The following is a 19,074-nucleotide window of genomic DNA, read 5'->3' as shown; positions in this document are numbered from 1 at the left end:
TCTTTTTCGTTCTGTTCGCCGTCAGACGGCGATGGCGATGCCGTCGTGTCCGGGATCAGCGCCGCCGTCGAATTTGCCGCCGTCGATCCTGATGCCGTGAACCGCCGCAAAGCCGAAGGTGTATGGGCTGCGGATCACCTCGTAACCGTCGGCCTGGAGCTCTCGCGTCACGCCGTGAAGAATGCGGTTCGACACGTCGATCGCGTTGCTCGTCGCCGAAAAGCGAGGCGCGCTCACCGCTTCGGTCATCGTCATCTTGAAGTCAATCACGTTCAGGATGGCTTGCAGAACGCCCATCGCGATCTGCGTCGCGCCGGGAGCTCCGATCACCAGGCAGGGCTTCCCGTCGCGGAAAATGATCGAAGGACACACGGAGGTGAAGCGCGCCTTGCCGGGCGCGATGCTGCCCGTCCGGCCCGGTCGCGGATCAAATACGGCCATGCATCCATTGTAGAAGAAACCGAGACCGTCGGAAATGACGCCCGACGGCATGCCCAACGAATGGGTCATGGTGACGCAGTTGCCGTCGCGGTCGATCACGCAAACCTGGGTGGTGTCCTTGGAAGGGAATCCGGAGTTGAACCGCGGCACATCCGCCTTCTTGCGCGAGGCGATGTCCTTCGCCATCGCGGCGGCATAGTCCTTGGAAGCCAGGCGGGGCACCGGGACATCGACAAACCCGGGGTCGCCTATGAAATTGTCCTTGTCGACGGTAGCCCGCTTCATTGCCTCGCACACGACGCGAACGTACTCGGCGGTGTTGTGCCCGATATCGGCGAGATCAAAGTGTTCGAGGACGTTGAGCATTTCGAGCAGCATGAGGCCGCCGCCGGGAGGATTGTTCGTCGTTATTTCGTGGCCGCGATAGGCGCCCCTCAAAGGGTCCACCCACTTGGGCTGATACGACGCGAGATCGTCTGCCGTAATCAGACCGCCGTGCTCCCGCATGTCGCGGTCGATGCGCTGGGCCAATTCACCCTTGTAGAATACGTCCGAACCGCCCTCGGCGATCATCCGTAGCGTATTCGCGTAGTCGGGATTGCGGACGAGGTCGCCGACCCGCTTCGGCGTGCCGTCGTCTCGGCAGTAGAGGCTTCGTCCGGACGGCGTAAAGGGTAGCCGCTCGGCGCCGGAAGCCCGTCCCATCGTGCCGGGATCGGACCAAAAGAATTCCACGTGAGGCCGGACCATCCATCCGCTATCGGCCCACTCGATAGCCGGCGCCACGATGTCGCGCCACGGCAGCACGCCGAACTTGCTGTGCGCCTCGAAATAAGCCTTCAGCGATGCCGGGACGCAGGCCGACTGGTAGCCGACGTCGTTGACCTTGCCCTTCAGAATGAAGCCGTAGCCGTCGCGCGCCTCGCTCTCGATGAGATGTTCCCACATGTCCGGACGTGCCGCAGCAGGCGACGGGGCGTGGAAATCGAGATATTTGTGAAACCCTTTCCCTGGAAAGTAGATTCCCGCGCTACCGAAGCCAGCGATACCGGTCATCAGCGGGTCGACCACCCCTTGGACGAGCGCGCAGGCTATCGCCGCGTCGACGGCATTACCTCCCGCCCGCAGCATCGAAGCTCCTGCTTCGGCCGCCTCCACTTGGGCCGCTACGATCATGGCTTCAGGCATAGGTGCTCCTACAATCGATTGCTTCGAGCTGGCGTCGAGGCCTATAGCGCCGCGTGCACGCTTCTTTCCCTTGCCGGAAAGGCCGATGCCTGTCTAATACCGATAATCGCCTGATTGATAACTTTGCGGTATCAAACGAGTTTGCAAGATGCAGTCCTTTCTGAATGCCAAAATCCATTACTTTCTGGCCGTCGGCGAAGCACTCAGCTTTCGCAAGGCTGCCCGAAAGCTCGGTATCGCGCAGCCCGCGCTAAGCCGCAGCATCCGGCAACTCGAACAGCATCTCGGCTTTGCTCTTTTCGAGCGTTCGACACGGCACGTCGCGCTGACCGAAGCCGGCGAAGCGCTCTTCCGCGACGGCAGAGACGCGTTGCGGCAGTTGGATCGCGCCTTCGCGCGCGCCGCTCAGGTCGCGCAAGGCCTGCGAGGCACGCTGAGGATCGGCTATTCGACGTTCGCGGCGACCGGCCCGATGTCGGACATCATCATCGAATTCCGCAAACAATATCCCGACGCGCACGTCGCATTGCGGCTGCTCGCCTCTTCGGAACAGGCGGCGGCCTTCGAGGAAGGCGCGCTCGATCTGGGCTTCATGATGTCGAACGTATCCTCCGCGCCGCTGAGGGCGACGCCGCTTTCCAGTGAGCGGCTGATCGCCATAGTGCCCGCGAGCTATCCCTGGGCCAAGAAGCGATCGTTGACCTTAACTCAGTTGGCGACGGCGCCAATCGTCATCGGCACCGCCAGCCGCTGGCGCGGCTTCCGTGCGCTCGTCGACGAGATGACTGCGACGAAAGGGCTCAAACTGAATATCGTCGAGGATGCCGACGATCTGCCCGTGTTGCTGCAACTCGTGCGGTCCGGTTTCGGTTGTACGATCCTCGACGCCTCGTTCATTCCCACGTTGCCGCCCGGCGTGAAAGCTCTAGAGATCGCAGACGCCGCGACGACTCTCGACATGTCGCTCGTATGGCGCGTCGACGGCCCTTCTCCTCTCGTCCCGCGGTTCGCCGAAGTAGCAGAGCGCCTGATACGAAAAGACAACCGCGGACAAAGGTCGTGATCGGGCGGTGGGCACGCCTCGAGCGTGGATACCATCGCGATTTCGAGTTCACGACCTGAGAATGTCTCGTCCTGCTTTAGAAAGAGAGCAGCTCTCCCGAGGCGGTTTATGAATTTCTCTCGTTCCACGCTGCAGCAAACCGACGACGCAAACCGCGTTCTGCGCTGCCGATGTGATCTCACCTCAATGCCGCTTTCAGTCGATTGATGAGCTCGATTTGCCCCAACAAAATCTTCGACCGGGCGGTCTCCAGATCGAACCACTCGGCGCGGTCGACCTCCGGAAACGCCTGGCCGCCTATCACTTCTGGGCGGCCACTCGATCTCGAACGTATTGCTGACCAGCATGGACGAGCAGCACCTCAAGGCCATGCCTTGCTCGGCGATAGGCCAGTATGCCTGCGCTGAAGTTCGACCTTGCGGAAGTCCGCTTGGAAGAAGCCACGCTATTTCCCTCGTCAGACTACAGGTGTCGGATGGGTGTTAAGCTGTTATCGCTGCTTTTGATTTTTAAAATACAATCGCCGGATGGGATCTTCTTGCGCCGAACGGTCGATGCTCTCAGATCACTATATGACCGAAGTCGGCGGCGACCCGGCTGTTCCGGAAAATCTTCGTCGCCTCTCCGGCTTCACAATCGCCAGCGCCGCGCGAACGCCAGGGCGAAGCCGACAGAGGCAAACAAAAATCAATCGGTCGATCGAGCTGAAGGTTTGTTTCTTGGGAGCGGTTCGCCGCAGAACGTTTATCTGCTGCCGCAACGTCAGAATTTCAGCCTCAAGCGCTGCCCGCGACCGACACAGATCTGCGACCATCCAAACAATGAGCCTGACAACATCTCTCATCCCGTAACAGCATCGCCCGATTCTCGGTCAACTGCTAGTCAGATTGAGTTTGCGACAGGGACACGCGGCGTAATCCGCTGGCCCCAAAGAAAAGCAGCTTACCAAGAAAGCGTCGGGCGGCCGACGGAAGCCTCATCCCACAACCGCGCGGCGGTCGAAAGTCCACTAAACCCTACCAAAGGTGAAGTGCTGGAGCAGCAGCACACAATTTCTCGCATTGCGAGCTGATAGGAGCCGCAAACTGCGGCTTGACAACGATTTTAAAGTCCCACTTTATGTTGACCATATAGTCAACACTTAAGGGGGCGAAAGCAATGCATGATGTTGACGTCTTAGGCACGCTAGACCGAAAGATCGCTCCCGGAAATGCAGCATTGATCGTGGTCGACGTGCAAAACGACTTTTGCTCGGACGAAGGTGTGTTCGCCAAGGCAGGCAACGACGTGTCGATGGTTCGGGAAATGCTTCCGAACCTCCGTCGTCTGATCAACGGTGCACGCGCCGTGGGCGTCCAGGTTATCTTCGTGCAGGCAATCTATGATCCTGTGTATTTGCCTCCGCCCTGGTACGAGCGCAATGCTCGACTGAACTTTGAAGTGCCGCGTTGTGTTAGTGGCACATGGGGCGCCGATTTTTATGGCGTTGCTCCGCGAGAGGATGAAACAGTCGTCCGCAAGCATCGGTACAGCGCTTTTGTGAACACCGAGCTCGACCTCATTCTTCGTAGCCGTCAAATACGCACCGTCATCACCACAGGCGTGGCTACCAATATCTGCGTCGAGTCGACCTCCCGCGACGCTTTTATGAGGGATTATTACGTTGCGCTCGTGGACGACGCCTCGGCCGCCTACTCGCGCGAGCAACACGAGGCCGCACTTCTGAACATCTCGATTGGATTTGGCCTTGTCACCAAGGTCGACGAAATTCTTGACACGTGGGCGCAATACGCTGGCAACCAGTAAAACCGAAATGAGGGCGATATGTCTGGCTACCGAACCGCACGGCATTGTATTTGGTTTACGAGGCAGGCTGCGTCCTTCGCGATCTTTTCACTCTGGTTTTCGACGTCGAGCTTCGCGGCGACGACCGTACGACTTAACGAAGTCATACGCAGCATTTTTTATGCGCCGCAGTATGTAGCTCTCCACATCGGCGCCTTCGAAACGGAAGGTCTCAATATCACGGGCCCGAAGACCACCTGGGGGACCCAAGCTGCTCTTACGGAAATCGTAAGTGGAAATTCCGACATCGCGCTGCTCGGCCCCGAATCCGCTCTTTTTACGAGAGAGGCCGGGCCCGCCCGCCGACTCTACGACTTTGCACAGCTTACCAATGGCGACGGTACGTTCATATTGGCAAAAACTCCAATGCCTGACTTTAAGGTCAGTGACCTAAAGGGCAAAACCATCGTCACGACCGGCAAGGGTTCGACGTCGGCGCTCGCGTTGCTTCATATCATTAGGCAGGCCGGTCTCGATCCGGACAAGGATCTAACCATCCGATTTATTCCAACTACTTCTAACATTATCCCATCCTATCTCGAGGCTAACACAACATTCGCTCAGACCTTCGAGCCCGCGATATACAAGGCGGTGGCGGAGAACAAAGGCTATCGTGTTGCCTCTGTCGGAAGCCTGCTGGGCCAATTGCCGTACACTGCCTACATGGCCTCAGGCGAATTCATCGAAAAGCACCCGGACCTGATCCAATCGTTCACGAATGCGATTCAAAAGGGGCTGAATTGGACCCGAGAGCACAGCGCCCATGAAGTCGCCGAAATGATTGCTCCCGACTTCAAGGATATGTCGGTCTCCACGATCGAGGCCGTCGTAGACGAATATAAAAAAGTCGACATCTGGCCTCGTACCGTTGTCATCACGCCGGACGGCATGAAGAAGATGTCTGATCTGATGGTCGAGGGCGGCGTAGTAAACTCGGGTGGTGAATACGCCGACGTTGTGAAGCCAGAATTTTCTCAAAAAGCCGCAGCGACCGCGGACAAGTAACGCGATGCGAGAAAGAATAAGGGCAGAGCGCGTCACATATACCTATCTTACCCGTCTCGGGGAGACCACGGCCCTAAGTGAGCTCAGTATCGCCATCCGTGATGGCGAATTCTGTAGTATCGTTGGCCCTAGCGGCTGCGGCAAGTCGACCCTGCTCTCGCTAATCGCCGGCCTGACCTTCCCGACCGAAGGCCGGATTTTTCTTGATGATGCGCCGATCAAGGGCACGACACGAAAAATCGGCCTTCTGCTTCAAAGAGACCATCTCTTCGAGTGGCGTACTGTGCTTGAGAACGCGGAGCTTGGACTCGAGATTCTCGGGATTGACCGAACTACAGCAGGCGACCGCGCGCGGCGCCTCCTGCAGACCTATGGCTTGAGCGGGTTTGAACGCGCGTATCCGCGTCAATTGTCGGGCGGCATGCGCCAGAGAGTTGCACTGATACGTACTCTGGCAACCGATCCCGAAATCATTCTGCTGGATGAGCCTTTTTCTGCGCTCGACTATCAGACGAAGCTCGTCATGCAACGCGAGGTGCACGGCATCATTCGCTCAAACGGCAAGTCGGCGCTGCTGGTCACACACGATATCGAAGAGGCCGTGGCGATGTCCGACCGAGTGATCGTATTGAGCGGTCGACCCGCACGGGTACGAAGCAACTACGAGATCAAGCTTTCTGTTGCCGGCGACCGGTCACCGATGACTTCTCGCGACGCGCCCGAATTTCGTGACTATTGCAAATCAATCTGGAAGGACCTCGATATTGACCACCAGCTCGGATGACAGCCGTATCCCACTAAGCGCGGCATCTCCGCGTCATGCGGAATATCTCCGGGCGCTACGCACTCGAGCGGCGTCGGTAATCGGCGTTCAGATCGTCGTGCTGGTGGCCTTCTTTGGCGCCTGGCAGTTCGTTACGTCTTGGCATTTCATCGATCCGTTCATTACCAGCGATCCACTCGCGATGATTTATAAATTCGTGGCCTTGGTCCGGGACGGTTCGCTCGGCTACCACGTGCTCGTTACCGTGTCTGAAACAATTGTCGGATTTGCGTTTGGTACGATTGTCGGCATCATAATCGCAGCGATGTTGTGGTGGTGGGACTTCTTCAGCGACGTGGCCGAGCCGTACGTTGTGGTGCTCAACGCGACGCCAAAGATAGCTCTGGGTCCCGTTTTCATTGTTTGGCTCGGCGCCACAGTCAAAGCGGTGATCGCGCTTTCGGTATCGATCTCCCTCTTTGTCACGATCCTCTCGGTATTTAGTGCGTTTAGACAGACTGACCGCGACAAGCTGCTTCTAGTTCGAGCTCTCGGTGCCACCAAGTGGCAGCAATTCCGCAAAGTTGTTTTCCCCTCGGCTATTCCCGCAATCGTCGCAACGCTCAAAGTCAATATCGGTCTGTCATTGATTGGCACGATCGTCGGTGAATTTCTTGCGGCAAGTTCTGGCGTAGGGTCACTCATCGTTTACGGGCAAAACATTTTTGACATGTCTCTCGTGATGACGTGCCTCGTTCTACTCACAGCGATCGCGGGCTTCATGTATTACGCTATTGTTCTATTCGAGCGACATTTCGTGCGTTGGCAACGCGATTGATCCCGTTCGGCGCTGGAAGAGTTCAAGAAACAGCTGGAAACCTTTATCGGCGACCTGTAGACCGACAAGGTCAATTCCCGAAACAACAAGGAGCAGATGGACAAATACGGCCGGGGTGTGCCTGTCGTAAATCAAATCCGGACATATTGATGATGCAACCCGCCCAGTACAGGTCGACAATTAATGTACCCTGCCCTCTCAACAGCGCGCGGTACTGGCGCATCCTTCTCCATGGATAGATGCGTTCGCATCTCGTTATAATATTTCATGTGCGAGAGCAGTAGGTGACAAGGGAGAGCCAGCAGATCGCCGGGCCCGACAAGAGCAAAAGAAAAACCCACCGGGGTGAAGCGGCGGGATCGAGACCTCTATCGGCGATCTGAGCGCGGACCTGAGCCCGCGCCCCTCGATAGCCCCTGCACGACTCTAGGAAGCCCGCTGGTGTGTCCGAGATTTGAGGGCTGCGGCCGATCGGTGCCAGCGCAGCGCTCGCTTGGCGGCACTGGCCTGAGGTACTGGTGAATAGGCCACCCTCACGCAGAAGTTAATGGCGGCGGCGGATCGCAAACCCACATCAGAGTCGTGCCGTTTCTGCCCCTCGGCACAACTCCAAGACGGCCTCAGCTTCCCCCCAGCTGGGGCCGTCACCGAGCGGTCATGTGGCCGCCGGCCAACGAAACCATTTTACCGGCCCGACGAAGCGGTCGTGAAACAAAGGCCGATTATCAGAGGTTTCTAACGGTAAGAGAAATCAGGGTGCGTCAGATGATTGAAGCGGTTGCTGCAATTCTCGGTTTGATTAGCGCCAGCGTATTTCTTGCTCATGCGGTTGACGCGTATCGCACACCATAGGCCGCCCGGCACGAAGCGAGGCGAGCGCGACCACTTACTGCCATCCGAACCAGACAAGGCCGAAACCCACGGCTACGATGCCCGCGCCGAAGTCGACCATTGCAGCATTGTGCGACCATGTGAGCAATCCTGTTCCTTGTGCGAACCAGAAAAGCCCAACAGCAACAAATAGCGGGCCAACGACCCGAAGGATGATCCTCATGACAGCACCCCTCGCGGCGCGATCAACGACGGCGATATTGATCGAGACCAAGAGAGTCGCAATAGAAAAACCCGCCGGCGTGAACCGGCACCCTCACCTCTCCTCGTCACTTTGGAAGCGGCCCGACGCGCGACGACTGCCGGACGACACACGCCGGCCTCCCCAACCAAACCGCGAGCTGCAAGCCTTCGTCACGGCCGAATCGAATCTATGCGAACTTCGTGGCAGAAAACGCACCAACCGGCGACCTCACCTCTCATCGTCCGGATGATGCGAGTCGCGCGCAGATGCTGGCAGGGTCATTGCGAGGAAGCGCAACGGCGGGATCCAAATCCCCAAGGTTCAAAGAAATCCCGGATTACGGAAGCAATTCGTGGATTAGCAATTTGGACTCACTCACCTGAGTGCAAGAACCTCGACTGGCAGACCCTCCCCCGGGACCTGTGCCTGTCGTAAATTAGATCCGGGCGTATCGGTGGTGGAGTCCGCCTAAGATTGGGCGACAAAGAATGTGCCCGGCGCGATCGACGGCGCGTGAGATCGGTGCATTTTTCTCCAGGGATAGATGCGTGCGGGTCCCATTGTAATATTTCATGTAACAGAGCAGTAAGTGACGGAGTTGGCGTTCGCTGAATACAATGACGTGGTCAACGCATTCCCGTCGGATCGAACCGATCAGCCTTTCGGCATATGCGTTCTGCCACGGGGAACGCGGCGATGTTGGCCGGTCGCGAATGCCTATCGATCGGAGTCTGCGGATAAAGACCTCACCATAGGCCCCGTCTCGGTCACGAATGAGATAGCAAGGAGCCTGTTCCCACCCGCATGCTTCCGTGACCTGATTTGCGATCCATTCTGCCGTTGGATGCGCTGTGACGCCAAACCACAGAATATGTCGCCGACCGTGCCCCATGATCAGCAATCCATAGAGCAAGCGAAACGAGATTGTCGGCACGACGAACATATCCATCGCAGCGATCCCATCAGCGTGATTGCGGATAAAGGTTCTCCACCCTTGGGACGGCGGATGTCTTCGCCTGACCATGTATTTGGCGACGCTGGTCTGGCCGATCTCGACGCCGAGCTTGAGCAACTCGCCATGGATCCGAGGCGCTCCCCACAGCGGATTGGCAATGCTCATCTCGCGGATAAGCTTGCGTATCTCAGGCGCTACAGTTGGTCGGCCCCCACGGCGCCGTGACTTCCACCGCCAGTACGATCTGAACCCGGCGCGGTGCCATTTAATCACGGTCTCCGGCTTCACGATCGCCAAGGCGCCCAGCACCTTCGGAGCCAAACGATACAAGCCGGCGAATATCAGACGGTCCAGCATCCCGAACGTCGGCCGTTTCGGCGATTGCCGCCGCAACACGTTAAGCTGATGACGCAGAATCGTGTTTTCAGCCTCAAGCGAGACCCGCGATCGGAACGCTCCGACCAACGCCAACCAAATTAGGCTACAGACCTCTCGCATAAGGCAGGACCATCGCCCGATTCGATATCAGTTGCCAGCAAGATTGAATTTCCGACAGGGACAGGCATCATTTAAACGACGATAAAAGCCCGCTGATAGGCCTCTTGAGCTGCATCGTGTGCAAAGAGACAATGAACCTTGATGGAAGCGCCCCCGACGCTGAAGGCAAGGACATCATTCAATATCGTTGCAAGCGGTGCGGCAGAATTGAGCGGGTGCGACTACTCACTACTCCGCCGAAATCGAGATGCGGCGGGCCTGAAGGCGAAGGGGAAAGTATAGATAGTGGCGTCTCGTGGAGAGTGTGTTTATGGCAATCGAAAATTTAAGAGACGAAAATCTTTTGCGCTTCTATGACAACATCCGCGAACAGGTCGAAGCTGATAAGCGCAGCTTGCACAAGTTCGCGGCCGGTCAATCCGTTAAGGAATATGCTGAGGCTCTTCGCGGCGAAATGATCAAACGGCGATTACAGCACACACCTATCGATTGGGATCGAGATCAGTGCAGTCTGAAAATCTGCGTTGCCGGAGGATCAACAACATATTTCCGAAGCGAACTAGACTAATCATCCGCGGCGTCCGCACCATGATGAGGGCGATGCTCAAGGATACGACCGAAACTACCCACCAATCTTTGGAGCCAAAATAAAAATCCGTTCCAAGCAATCAAACAGCGCCACAGAGACCGAAGCTGCCTATGATACTAACCAGTTGGTACGACCCATAACGCCTGGCGCAAATTCTATGAATGTCCCCTCGAAGCAGACCGCGCTTCGCATCTTCGTCCCATCATCCTTGGAGCGCCGAGCATCAGTCTAGATGGCTATGATCGGAAGCTGCCGAGGGAACACCGATGGGTCGGTGGAGTGGCAAACCAGCGGCCAAGACGACGCGATTGCCCATTTTGGACGTGGGCCGTTTGTAAAAGTTCGGCCCTTCGGGGGCAGGCTGGCATGGAGAGCATGCATTACGATGCGCTGCCCGACTGGGCGGGCACTGTGAATTGAAAGATGGCGCCACGGGGCTCGTTGGCGCTCGCCCACAGTCGTCCACCATGCGCTTCGATGATCGAGCGGCAAATGGAGAGACCCAGCCCCAAACCGCCTGGCTTGGTCGTGTGGAAAGCCTCGAACAGCTGCTTGATAGTCGTTGGCGCGAAGCCTGGACCCGAATCTCGTACCTCCACCAGCACGCCATTCGGCTCGGCCTTTTGGGTGCAGATCAACAGGTCTCTGTTCCCTTCTCGGAGGCTGCGCATCGCGTCGATCGCATTCACGATCAGGTTGAGTATTACCTGTTGCAGCTGGACCCGATCTCCTTGGACAAGCGGCGAGTCGTCCGCTAGTTGAGTCCGGACCGAGACGCCGTTGTTCGCCGCTTCGCTACGGGTAAGGGCCATGACTTCGAGGATCGCGTCGTTGATTGCGACGGCGTCCTTTCGCGGAGGCGCCCTTTTGATGAGCGCGCGGATCCGCCCGATCACCTCGCCCGCGCGACTACAATCCCTTACGATAAAAGCGAGCGACTCGCCCACCATATGAATATTTGGCGGCTGCGCGCTTAGCCAACGCTGAGCGGCTTCGGCGTTGGTGACCGCCGCCGCAATAGGCTGGTTTACTTCATGGGCGATCGAGGCCGTGAGCTGCCCCATGGTGGTGACGCGGCTGGCGTGCGCCAGATCCGTCTGTACTTCGCGGTAGCGGCGCTCGCTGTCGCGGGCTTCGGCTTCCGCCCGCTTGCGATCGGTCAAATCCAGCACGAACGCGACGCTCTGGTTTCCGCCTTCCGCGAAGAGAGCGCCGCCGATCAGCACCGACACACGGCTGCCGTCTTTGCGAAAATACTCCTTCTCGTACGGCGGTATGGCTCCGGTTGTTTTCAACACTTCAACGGCCCGCGCGTCGCGCTCGCCCCATTCCGGCGGCGTCAGGTCTGTCCAACGGACACGGCCTGACAGGAGCTCCTCGCGGTCGTATCCCACGGTGCGGAGTAACGCGTCGTTGGCCTCAATGATCCGGCCGTCCCGGTTTGCTATGAAGATACCGATGATATTAGCATCAACCAGGCGCCGGATCTTGGCTTCGCGTTCCGAGAGATCACGGTACAGGCTGGTAGTCTGCAGAGCGATCGCCGCCTGCGAGGCGAGTAGCTTCAGTACCGTGATCCGCGCCGGCACGAAAACCCGCGGAGCCAGGTCGTTCTCGAGGTACAGCGCACCGATGAGCTTGGCCTGGGTGAGCAACGGCAGGCAGAGAACTGAACGGGTATGGCGTTGGCGGATGTAAGTGTCCGCGCCAAACGGAGACTGGGCGGCGGCGTCGTCTAGAATAACGCTCTCCTGGGTACGCAGGACATAGTGGAGGACGGACTCCGGCAGCGCGGCCTCGGTCACGGCCTCGTGGCGCAGATGCACGGTCACTGCATCGCCGCTGGTGATAGCCTCCGCGGCGATCCGCGGTGCAACGTCTTGCGCAAAAATCAACAGAGCTCGCTCCGCGCCCGCCTGCGCCATCGCCGTACGCAGGAGTGTATCGATCAGGTTTTCGAGAACAATCTCACCCGAGACGGCTTGCGACACCTTGATCACAGTCGCGAGGTCGAGATGTTCGACGGGCGCCCCGATTGTGCTCGTTGGAGCGGGCGCTGGCTCGTCCTTCCGGAGCTGCGGATACATCTCATCGAGCTGCCGCACCTTGCCGTCGGCTCCCCACCGCAGGTAGCCGTACCGGGCATTTCGCAGATAGTGATGCGCTATTTCATCGAAGCCACGGGCCGCGTAGAAGCGCGCAGCAAGTTCGTAGGCGAGCGCCTCGTTTTGGACGAAGCTGTTGACGCGGGCAGAGCGGATGCCCTGTTGATAGAGCCGCATAGCATCGATGTCACGGCCTTCCAGGCGAGCGATCTCGGCTCCGACCAGCGCGGCGCGGTTTTCGAAGTTTTCTGGGCATTGCTCGGCCCAGATGTCGAGTTGCCGGTGATGGGCGGACAGCACTGCGAAATGCGCTTCCCGCTGGTCGGCGGTGTCACAAACTGCGGCATGCGATAAAGCGCTGTAGAAGCGAAGATCGGCGACCTGCCAAATATATCCCGACGCCGTATGCCGTTGCGCCCTTGTGGCGGCCTCGATGGACAAGGAATAGTCGCCGGCATGAAAGTGCGCCTGCACCTTTCGGATACAGTACAGCCACTCGGCAAACGCCGAGTTCGGGTTTCTGGCGGACCGGGCGTCGCCGAACTCTTCATCGTCGAAGAAGCCAAATTTTCGCGTCAAGCCGCGCAGCGTCCGGACGAGTTCGATGTGCGATTGGATGATGGAAACGACGTGTACCAACTGCGCCTTCTGCGCAAAAGCGAGGCCACGCTCGACCTCGCGCTGCACCTCGCTGAGCGGATCTCCCGATGCCAGAAGATTCTCGATCAGATACAAGCCGCTGTACCACCCCACAAACATGAGGTCGCCGATCTTATGCGCGACTTCGTATCCGCGATGCAGGAGATCACGTGCAGCCCTGACGTGCTGCGTATATGGGATCAGGAAATGCGCGAACAACATATAGGTCCGGGCTTGGAAACGCTTCAACCCGCGTCGTTCGACCAGCTCGCACCCGACCTTACCGAAGCGAGAGCCGGCCTTGTAATCGCCGAATCGGTCACCCGCGATAAAGCCAAGCCTCACATAAATGTCGCACGAACCGTCGCTGTTACCACGTGCGAGGCTGAGATTCGCTGCCCAGCATATGGCGAGGGCATGAAAATTTGCTTCCATAAGCGTGAATGCAGCTGGCGCAACCTTCGTCAAAACGTCAATCGTCGCAAGGGATGCTGGATCGGTCATCAAGGGCAGCTCGAGCATGTCCTCGATCGAGCCGCTCCCGAGCTGCGTCCAGATCCGATCGTATTCACGTCGCACATCCTCGTCTGTCGGGTGCGGCGACCATTCGATACCCAGGTGCCGGAGATAGTCGAGCCCGACGGCGATGGCGCGGCTGCTCTGAGCGAGAGTCGTGTACAGATCGATGTGCAGGCAGGCGACCGAGGCGCGTTCCATTGTATTTGCGGCGCGGATGGAAAGCCCTTTCAACCGCTCGTCCGCGGCGGCCATCCCACCGGTGAGAAACTCGCATTCGGCTCGCAGCAACTCCAGCTCGAAGGTCAACTCGTGGTGGCAATCCCAGGAGTCTTCCGGCAGCAGCGTCGCGCCGGTGCCGAGATATATCAGTGCTGAGGCGTATGCAGTAGACGCCTTGGCGCGCTTCCCCGCGACCAGATTGAGCTGAGCAAGCTGCTCGCGCTCGTCTCGGGAGGTGATCAACGACGCGCCGCGGTCGAGCTGACTAACGATGTCGAAGATTGCCTCTTCCCTCTTCTCGGGAGCGATGTGCGCCGCGAGCAGCCTCCCTATCCGAAGGTGCGCCTCGCCGCGCAGATCCTCCGGGATCAACGAATAGGCGGCTTCCTGAACGCGATCATGGGCGAACCGGTAGGCACCCTCCAGGCGCTCGACCAATTCCTGTTGCACGGCCGGCCACAGAGCCGCGTCAACCAGTTCCTGCGACCTATCGAGGACAATCGAAAGCCTCGTGGTCTCGGCGCTGTTTCCGAGGCAGGCCAGGAGCCGCAAAGCATTCTGCGTGTCCGCCGGCAGGCGGGTGAGCCTTCCGACCATAAGGTTCACGACGTTGTCGGTGTAACCCTTGGCGCGAATGCGGTCGAGATCCCATGACCAGCGCGCGGCATCATGGTCGAAGACGAGCATTCCCTCTTCGGCGAGCGAAGAGACGAACTGAATGGCGAAGAACGGATTTCCGCCCGTCTTCTCGCGCACCAATCGCGCGAGCGACGCCGCGCGCTCCGGCTCGCAGCGAAGCGCGTCCGCGATCAGCTGTCCGAGGTGCTCCTCGGCGAGCGGCGCCAGCGTAATCTCCGCCACCCTGGCGCCGGCGCTCTTCACGGCATCTAGCTTCTGCATCAGCGGATGGGCGGCGTCGACTTCGTTATCGCGATAGGCGCCGATCAGCATGAAGTGCTGCATATCAGCCCGGGTCAAGAGATCCTCGAACAGGTCGAGCGTCGCCGCGTCGAGCCATTGAAGATCGTCGAGGAAGAGTGCCAACGGATGTTCCGGCCGGGCGAACACGCCGATAAACCGCCGAATGACCAGCTGGAAACGTCGCTGCGCGTCCTGCGGCGGAAGCTCAGGGACTGGCGGCTGGTCACCGATGATGAGCTTCAGCTCGGGAATGAGATCGGTCATGAGCCGTCCGTTCGGGCCCAGCGTCTTCAGAAGAGCGTCGCGCCAACTGCCAAGCTCGATGTCGCTCTTCCCGAGGAGAGACCGAACAAGGCTCTGAAAAGCCTGGGCCAGCGTCGCATAAGGAATGTTGCGCTTGTACTGGTCGAACTTGCCCGACGCGAAAAGCCCACGGGGCGGAACGAGCACCTTGTGCAATTCATTGACGACAGAGGACTTGCCGATCCCGGAGTAGCCCGAGACGAGCACCAGCTCCGGCGCGCCGCTCTTGATGACGCGCTCGAAGCCGCCGAGTAAGGTGTCGAGTTCGCGCGCCCGCCCGTATAGCTTCTCCGGCATCCGCAGCCGGTCGGGCGTGTCCTGTCGGCCGAGCGGGAAGTCGTCGATGTAATCCTGGGCTTCCCATTGGGCCAGGCAGCGCCGCAGATCACTCGCCACGCCACCCGCCGTCTGGTATCGCTCCTCGGCGGTCTTGGCGAGCAGTTTCATGATAATGGCCGAGACCGGGGCCGGCACATTCTCCAGCCGCTCGCTTGGCGGCACTGGCTTTCTGGCGATATGGCAGTGGACCCAATCCATGGGATCGGTCGCAGTGAAAGGTAGTGAACCGGTGAGCATCTGGTACAGGGTGACGCCGAGCGCATAGAGATCGCTGCGGGCGTCGATCGAGCGGTTCATGCGTCCGGTCTGCTCGGGGGCCATATAGGCGAGTGTGCCTGCAATGGTCTCGGGCGGCTCAGGCGCCTGCCGCTCGCGGCGCAGGCGCGAGGCAATGCCGAACCCGGTGAGCTTGACCTCTCCGGTCGCGCGGTTCACCAGGATATGCGCTGGTTTGAGATCCTTGTGGACCAGGCCGCGCTGATGCGCCTTACCTAGAGCGGCTGCGATGCCGATGGCAAGGCGCAGGAAGCGTCCGAGCTCGAAGGGCGCGCCCAGCAGCCGGCCGAGCGGCTCGCCGCCTGGATCTTCGAGCACCAGTATGGTCCGGCCGCGGTCACGCTCGAGTGCCAGCGGCCGGACCGCCCAGGCACCGTCCAACTCATCCTTCAAGCTATATTCGTGCGCGAGCCGGTCGAGAGCGGCCGGAGCCGGGTGCTCCGAGGCGAGCAGCACCGCCAAGACATCGCGCTTGCCATCGACCCGCCGGCAGAACACGCGGTCGCCGTCCTGCCATAAGACCTGGAAGCGGCTATGCCCGTCAGCGCCGAACCAAGAAGATTGGGTCAACTGCTGGCCTCCCCCATCAAGTGGGCGCCCAACTATCGGGCCGAGAAGGTACTGCGTTGGCTTCGGCTGGCTAGACCTAGCTTGATCAGAAAGTTTGTCACATAACAGGCGTTATGGCCACTACTGGGCCTGCGGGATGGAGGCGTTACGCAAAAAAGCTCAAGGAGCATGCGATGCGCACATCCCAAAGGCGCCGGAAACATCACCACGATCGGGATCGACCTCAGCAAGAATGCATTCCACTTGGTTGGATCGGATAAGCGGGGTGTCCGGGTCGGCTGCCGGCGGCTACTTCGGTTGCCGGCTGATCGAGATGACGTAGGCCGTCGCTTGCCAGATTTCTTCATCGGTCAAGACATCTCGCCAGGCCGGCATACGGATGCCCTTTTTCTCTCGGCCATCGGCAATCGATTGAAAGATGTCCTTGGGGTAAAGCTCGCGCTGCGTCAGATCGATGCCGCCGCTGCCGTCTGCCCCATGACAGTGGGCACACTGCTTGGCCAAAAAGAGATCATGGCCCGCCGCAATTATTTTCGGGTCTTTGAGGTTCGGAACGTCTTCTTCAGCGGACGCCACCTTTCCAATGAGGATTCCCGCAACGACCACCATCACAAATCCGCGCTTCATGGCAAACACCCAACTATGGAGCACGAAAGGCGGCCGGGAGCCGGCCGCTCTTTGTTGCTCACCTCGCCTATTTCGGAAGTTTGAAGGCGATGAGGGTCGAAGCTGCCGGGATCTTTGCCAGTTGGGGGAACAACGGCGGAAGCAGGATTGCAGCGTAGGATCCCCAACCACTTGGCACCAGGATGTACTGCTCGCCGTCGACCGCGTAGCTGATGATTCCGCTACGCATTCCGGAGCCCGTATTGAAAGTCCACAGCACCTTTCCAGTGTCGGCGTCGAACGCCCGCAGAATACCTAGCGGGTCGCCGTTGAACACCAGCCCGCCGCCCGTGGTCAGGGCGCTGGCAAAGCCGGGGACGTCCATCTCATAACTCCACTTGCGCTCGCCCGTGAGTGGATCGCGCGCATCGAGCCGGCCAGGCTTGCGACCATCGGGGGCCAGCACCAGCCGCCCGAAATCATTGGAGCCGGTGTGGCCTGTGGCGTAGTCCTTGGGGTCGTCCTTCTGGGCAACCGGCTTGAGGTACCCGCAGAAATCGAGCACATTATTGTACCACAGCCCGCTCTTCGGATTGTAGGCACCCGCGTTCCAGCTACGCCCGCCGAAGGTGGACGGGCAGATCAGCGTCTCCTGGTTCATCGGCAGGTCGACGCGGCCGATCAATTCGCCGGTTTTCTTGTCGATGTCCCTTACAAAATTCTTGAGGTCGCTGAGCGGCCAAACGTTTTCGATTTTTCCATCGTTCTTGTCGAGGACGAAAACATAGCCGCTCTTGTTCATGTGGATGATTAAGTCCTTGCCGTCCTTCTTGTACAGCATCATCTCGTAGGCCGAATCGTAGTCCCAGGTATCCTGTTTGATCTCCTGCCGGTACCATTTCAGCTGACCCGTCTTGGCATCGAGCGCTACGACCGAATCCGTGTAGAGGTTATCGCCTTCCCGGTCCCCGTTGATGAAGTCCTTCCCCGGATTACCGGTGCCGTAGAAGACCGTGTTCGTCTCCATGTCGTAGGTGCCCGGCATCCAGGCGCCGCCGCCCCCATATTTGCTGCTCTCGCCTGGCCAACTCTTTGGGTCGTTCTTGATGGTGTTGAATTCCCAGAGCTTCTTGCCGCTTTTTGCTTCGACCCCGTAGATTTTCCCTTGCGTCGCGAGTTCGCCGGCAGTCGAGCCGAAAGTCAGGACGTCGCCGGCAACGACGGGCGGCGACGTGAAATTGCAGCCATGGCAGTTCGCGAAATCGGTTAATTGGACCTCCCAAATTTCCTTACCGGTTTTTTGATCGAGAGCGATGCCGCGCCCATCCACGGTCGCGATGAAGACCATGCCCTGGCCCACCGCGACGCCACGGCTATAGGGCGAGAACAGCACCTTCTTCGTGAGCGGATGAAGCTTTGGCTCATAGCTCCAGAGTTCCCGTCCCGACTTTCCGTCGAGCGCCGCTACCCGATTGCCAGCCGTTATTGAATAGATCACCCCGTCTATGGCCAATGGGGTTTCCTGAATCCCCATGGTGATATCGCCGCCCTGGGCGATCCAGGCGACTGAAAGGTTGCTGACGTTATCCTTGTTGATCTGGTCGAGCGGGCTGTAGCGCCACGCGTTGCTCGTCCGATGATATTGCGGCCAATTGTTGGGGTCTTCCTCGCCTGGATCCGCCGCAAGGGCAACCGTTGCAGTGCTGAGCAGGCAAGCGAGGCCCAAGCTTGCCACCATAGTCATTTTGCCCATGGTCACTCCTCCCTTCGATGGTTTAGCGTTTTCTTTTAGGCCATTGCGACGGCCCCCACCTGAAAGAGGCGAGGGGAGCCATTTCTGATACCGGTGCTACGCAACGCAATGGCGCGCTGCAACCGAGCAATTGCACGATCCGGCATGAGGCAATGGCTAACGAAGACGAGGCCGGCCCACCCTAAGGCATCATGATCTGGCCGATCATGAGTTCGGTGATCGTCACACCCGGTCCGCAGTGTTCCTGTCCGTAAGCCGCAGCCGTCAACGTAAACGCGACCGCCGCCGCGCACCGGGCGCGTTGCCTCTTGGCATTGCTCGCTGAGCCGGCAGCTGGAAGTCACTTTAACCTCCCTTTCGGCAATGGTGAGAAAATTGCGCCCCCCGGCGCGCGATGTCAATCAGCCGCCCGAACCAAACCGATCGGCTTTGGCGGGCCTGCCGGTGTCGAAATGTTTTCTCGAGGTCGACGCTATCCGCCTGTCGGGCGACCGGCGCCTTGTGCCGGTCGTAAATCAAATCCGGACATATTGATGATGCAACCCGCCCAGTACAGGTCGACAA

Annotated in this window: 14 protein-coding genes; 8 read left to right on the top strand and 6 right to left on the bottom strand. The window is 59.1% G+C overall.

Going from position 1 to position 19,074, the window contains the following annotated elements; translation table 11 throughout:
• Nucleotides 1-21 precede the first annotated feature (21 nt).
• Entirely contained in the window at nucleotides 22-1,629 is a 1,608-nt protein-coding gene (locus B5527_RS19670) for a gamma-glutamyltransferase family protein (RefSeq protein ID WP_197689318.1), read from the bottom strand.
• A gap of 148 nt (nucleotides 1,630-1,777) precedes the next feature.
• Between B5527_RS19670 and B5527_RS19665 the strand changes: the two genes are divergently transcribed.
• From B5527_RS19665 to B5527_RS45395, 7 genes are all read left to right on the top strand, one after another.
• Nucleotides 1,778-2,692 carry a LysR family transcriptional regulator gene (locus B5527_RS19665; RefSeq protein WP_079603003.1) on the top strand — a complete coding sequence of 305 codons (915 nt, stop codon included), beginning with the start codon at nucleotides 1,778-1,780 and terminating at the stop codon, nucleotides 2,690-2,692.
• A gap of 394 nt (nucleotides 2,693-3,086) precedes the next feature.
• The gene (locus B5527_RS44200) at nucleotides 3,087-3,764 is read left to right on the top strand and encodes a hypothetical protein (RefSeq protein ID WP_154072383.1); all 678 of its coding nucleotides are present in this window, start codon (nucleotides 3,087-3,089) and stop codon (nucleotides 3,762-3,764) included.
• An 86-nt stretch (nucleotides 3,765-3,850) separates the two neighbouring features.
• Entirely contained in the window at nucleotides 3,851-4,498 is a 648-nt protein-coding gene (locus B5527_RS19655) for a cysteine hydrolase family protein (RefSeq protein WP_079603002.1), read from the top strand.
• A gap of 18 nt (nucleotides 4,499-4,516) precedes the next feature.
• Nucleotides 4,517-5,542: an ABC transporter substrate-binding protein gene (locus tag B5527_RS19650; protein WP_079603001.1), complete on the top strand. Its 1,026-nt coding sequence runs from the start codon at nucleotides 4,517-4,519 to the stop codon at nucleotides 5,540-5,542.
• A 4-nt stretch (nucleotides 5,543-5,546) separates the two neighbouring features.
• Complete coding sequence (locus B5527_RS19645) at nucleotides 5,547-6,326, top strand: ABC transporter ATP-binding protein (RefSeq protein WP_079603000.1); 780 nt, start codon at nucleotides 5,547-5,549, stop codon at nucleotides 6,324-6,326.
• A complete protein-coding gene (locus B5527_RS19640) occupies nucleotides 6,307-7,143 on the top strand; it encodes an ABC transporter permease (RefSeq protein ID WP_154072382.1) in 837 nt (278 codons plus the stop codon). Before B5527_RS19645 ends, B5527_RS19640 begins: the two co-directional genes overlap by 20 nt.
• Before the next feature lie 657 nt (nucleotides 7,144-7,800).
• Nucleotides 7,801-7,995, top strand: coding sequence for a hypothetical protein (locus B5527_RS45395; RefSeq protein ID WP_172842426.1), 195 nt, complete (start codon nucleotides 7,801-7,803; stop codon nucleotides 7,993-7,995).
• 34 nt (nucleotides 7,996-8,029) lie between these two features.
• Here the strand turns inward: B5527_RS45395 and B5527_RS19635 are convergent, their stop codons facing one another.
• Together B5527_RS19635 and B5527_RS46400 are read right to left on the bottom strand one after the other, a co-directional pair.
• Entirely contained in the window at nucleotides 8,030-8,197 is a 168-nt protein-coding gene (locus tag B5527_RS19635) for a hypothetical protein (protein WP_154072381.1), read from the bottom strand.
• Between the two features lie 457 nt (nucleotides 8,198-8,654).
• On the bottom strand, nucleotides 8,655-9,530 hold the full coding sequence (locus B5527_RS46400; RefSeq protein WP_245332654.1) for an integrase core domain-containing protein: 876 nt from the start codon (nucleotides 9,528-9,530) through the stop codon (nucleotides 8,655-8,657).
• Between the two features lie 451 nt (nucleotides 9,531-9,981).
• On the opposite strand from B5527_RS46400, the gene B5527_RS44195 reads away from it, so the two are divergent.
• On the top strand, nucleotides 9,982-10,239 hold the full coding sequence (locus tag B5527_RS44195; RefSeq protein WP_154072380.1) for a hypothetical protein: 258 nt from the start codon (nucleotides 9,982-9,984) through the stop codon (nucleotides 10,237-10,239).
• A 401-nt stretch (nucleotides 10,240-10,640) separates the two neighbouring features.
• Here B5527_RS44195 and B5527_RS19620 read toward each other — a convergent pair whose 3' ends face one another.
• The 3 genes from B5527_RS19620 to B5527_RS19610 form a co-directional block, all read right to left on the bottom strand.
• Nucleotides 10,641-16,151: a trifunctional serine/threonine-protein kinase/ATP-binding protein/sensor histidine kinase gene (locus B5527_RS19620; RefSeq protein WP_079602996.1), complete on the bottom strand. Its 5,511-nt coding sequence runs from the start codon at nucleotides 16,149-16,151 to the stop codon at nucleotides 10,641-10,643.
• A gap of 288 nt (nucleotides 16,152-16,439) precedes the next feature.
• Complete coding sequence (locus B5527_RS19615; RefSeq protein WP_079602995.1) at nucleotides 16,440-16,778, bottom strand: c-type cytochrome; 339 nt, start codon at nucleotides 16,776-16,778, stop codon at nucleotides 16,440-16,442.
• A 67-nt stretch (nucleotides 16,779-16,845) separates the two neighbouring features.
• Complete coding sequence (locus tag B5527_RS19610; protein WP_079602994.1) at nucleotides 16,846-18,510, bottom strand: pyrroloquinoline quinone-dependent dehydrogenase; 1,665 nt, start codon at nucleotides 18,508-18,510, stop codon at nucleotides 16,846-16,848.
• Nucleotides 18,511-19,074: the final 564 nt, after the last annotated feature.

This window comes from Bradyrhizobium erythrophlei (assembly GCF_900129425.1).
GTDB classification, from domain to species: Bacteria; Pseudomonadota; Alphaproteobacteria; order Rhizobiales; family Xanthobacteraceae; genus Bradyrhizobium; species Bradyrhizobium erythrophlei_C.
The sequence above is the reverse complement of the archived record's forward strand: the minus strand, read 5'-3'. Positions and strand labels throughout refer to the sequence as shown.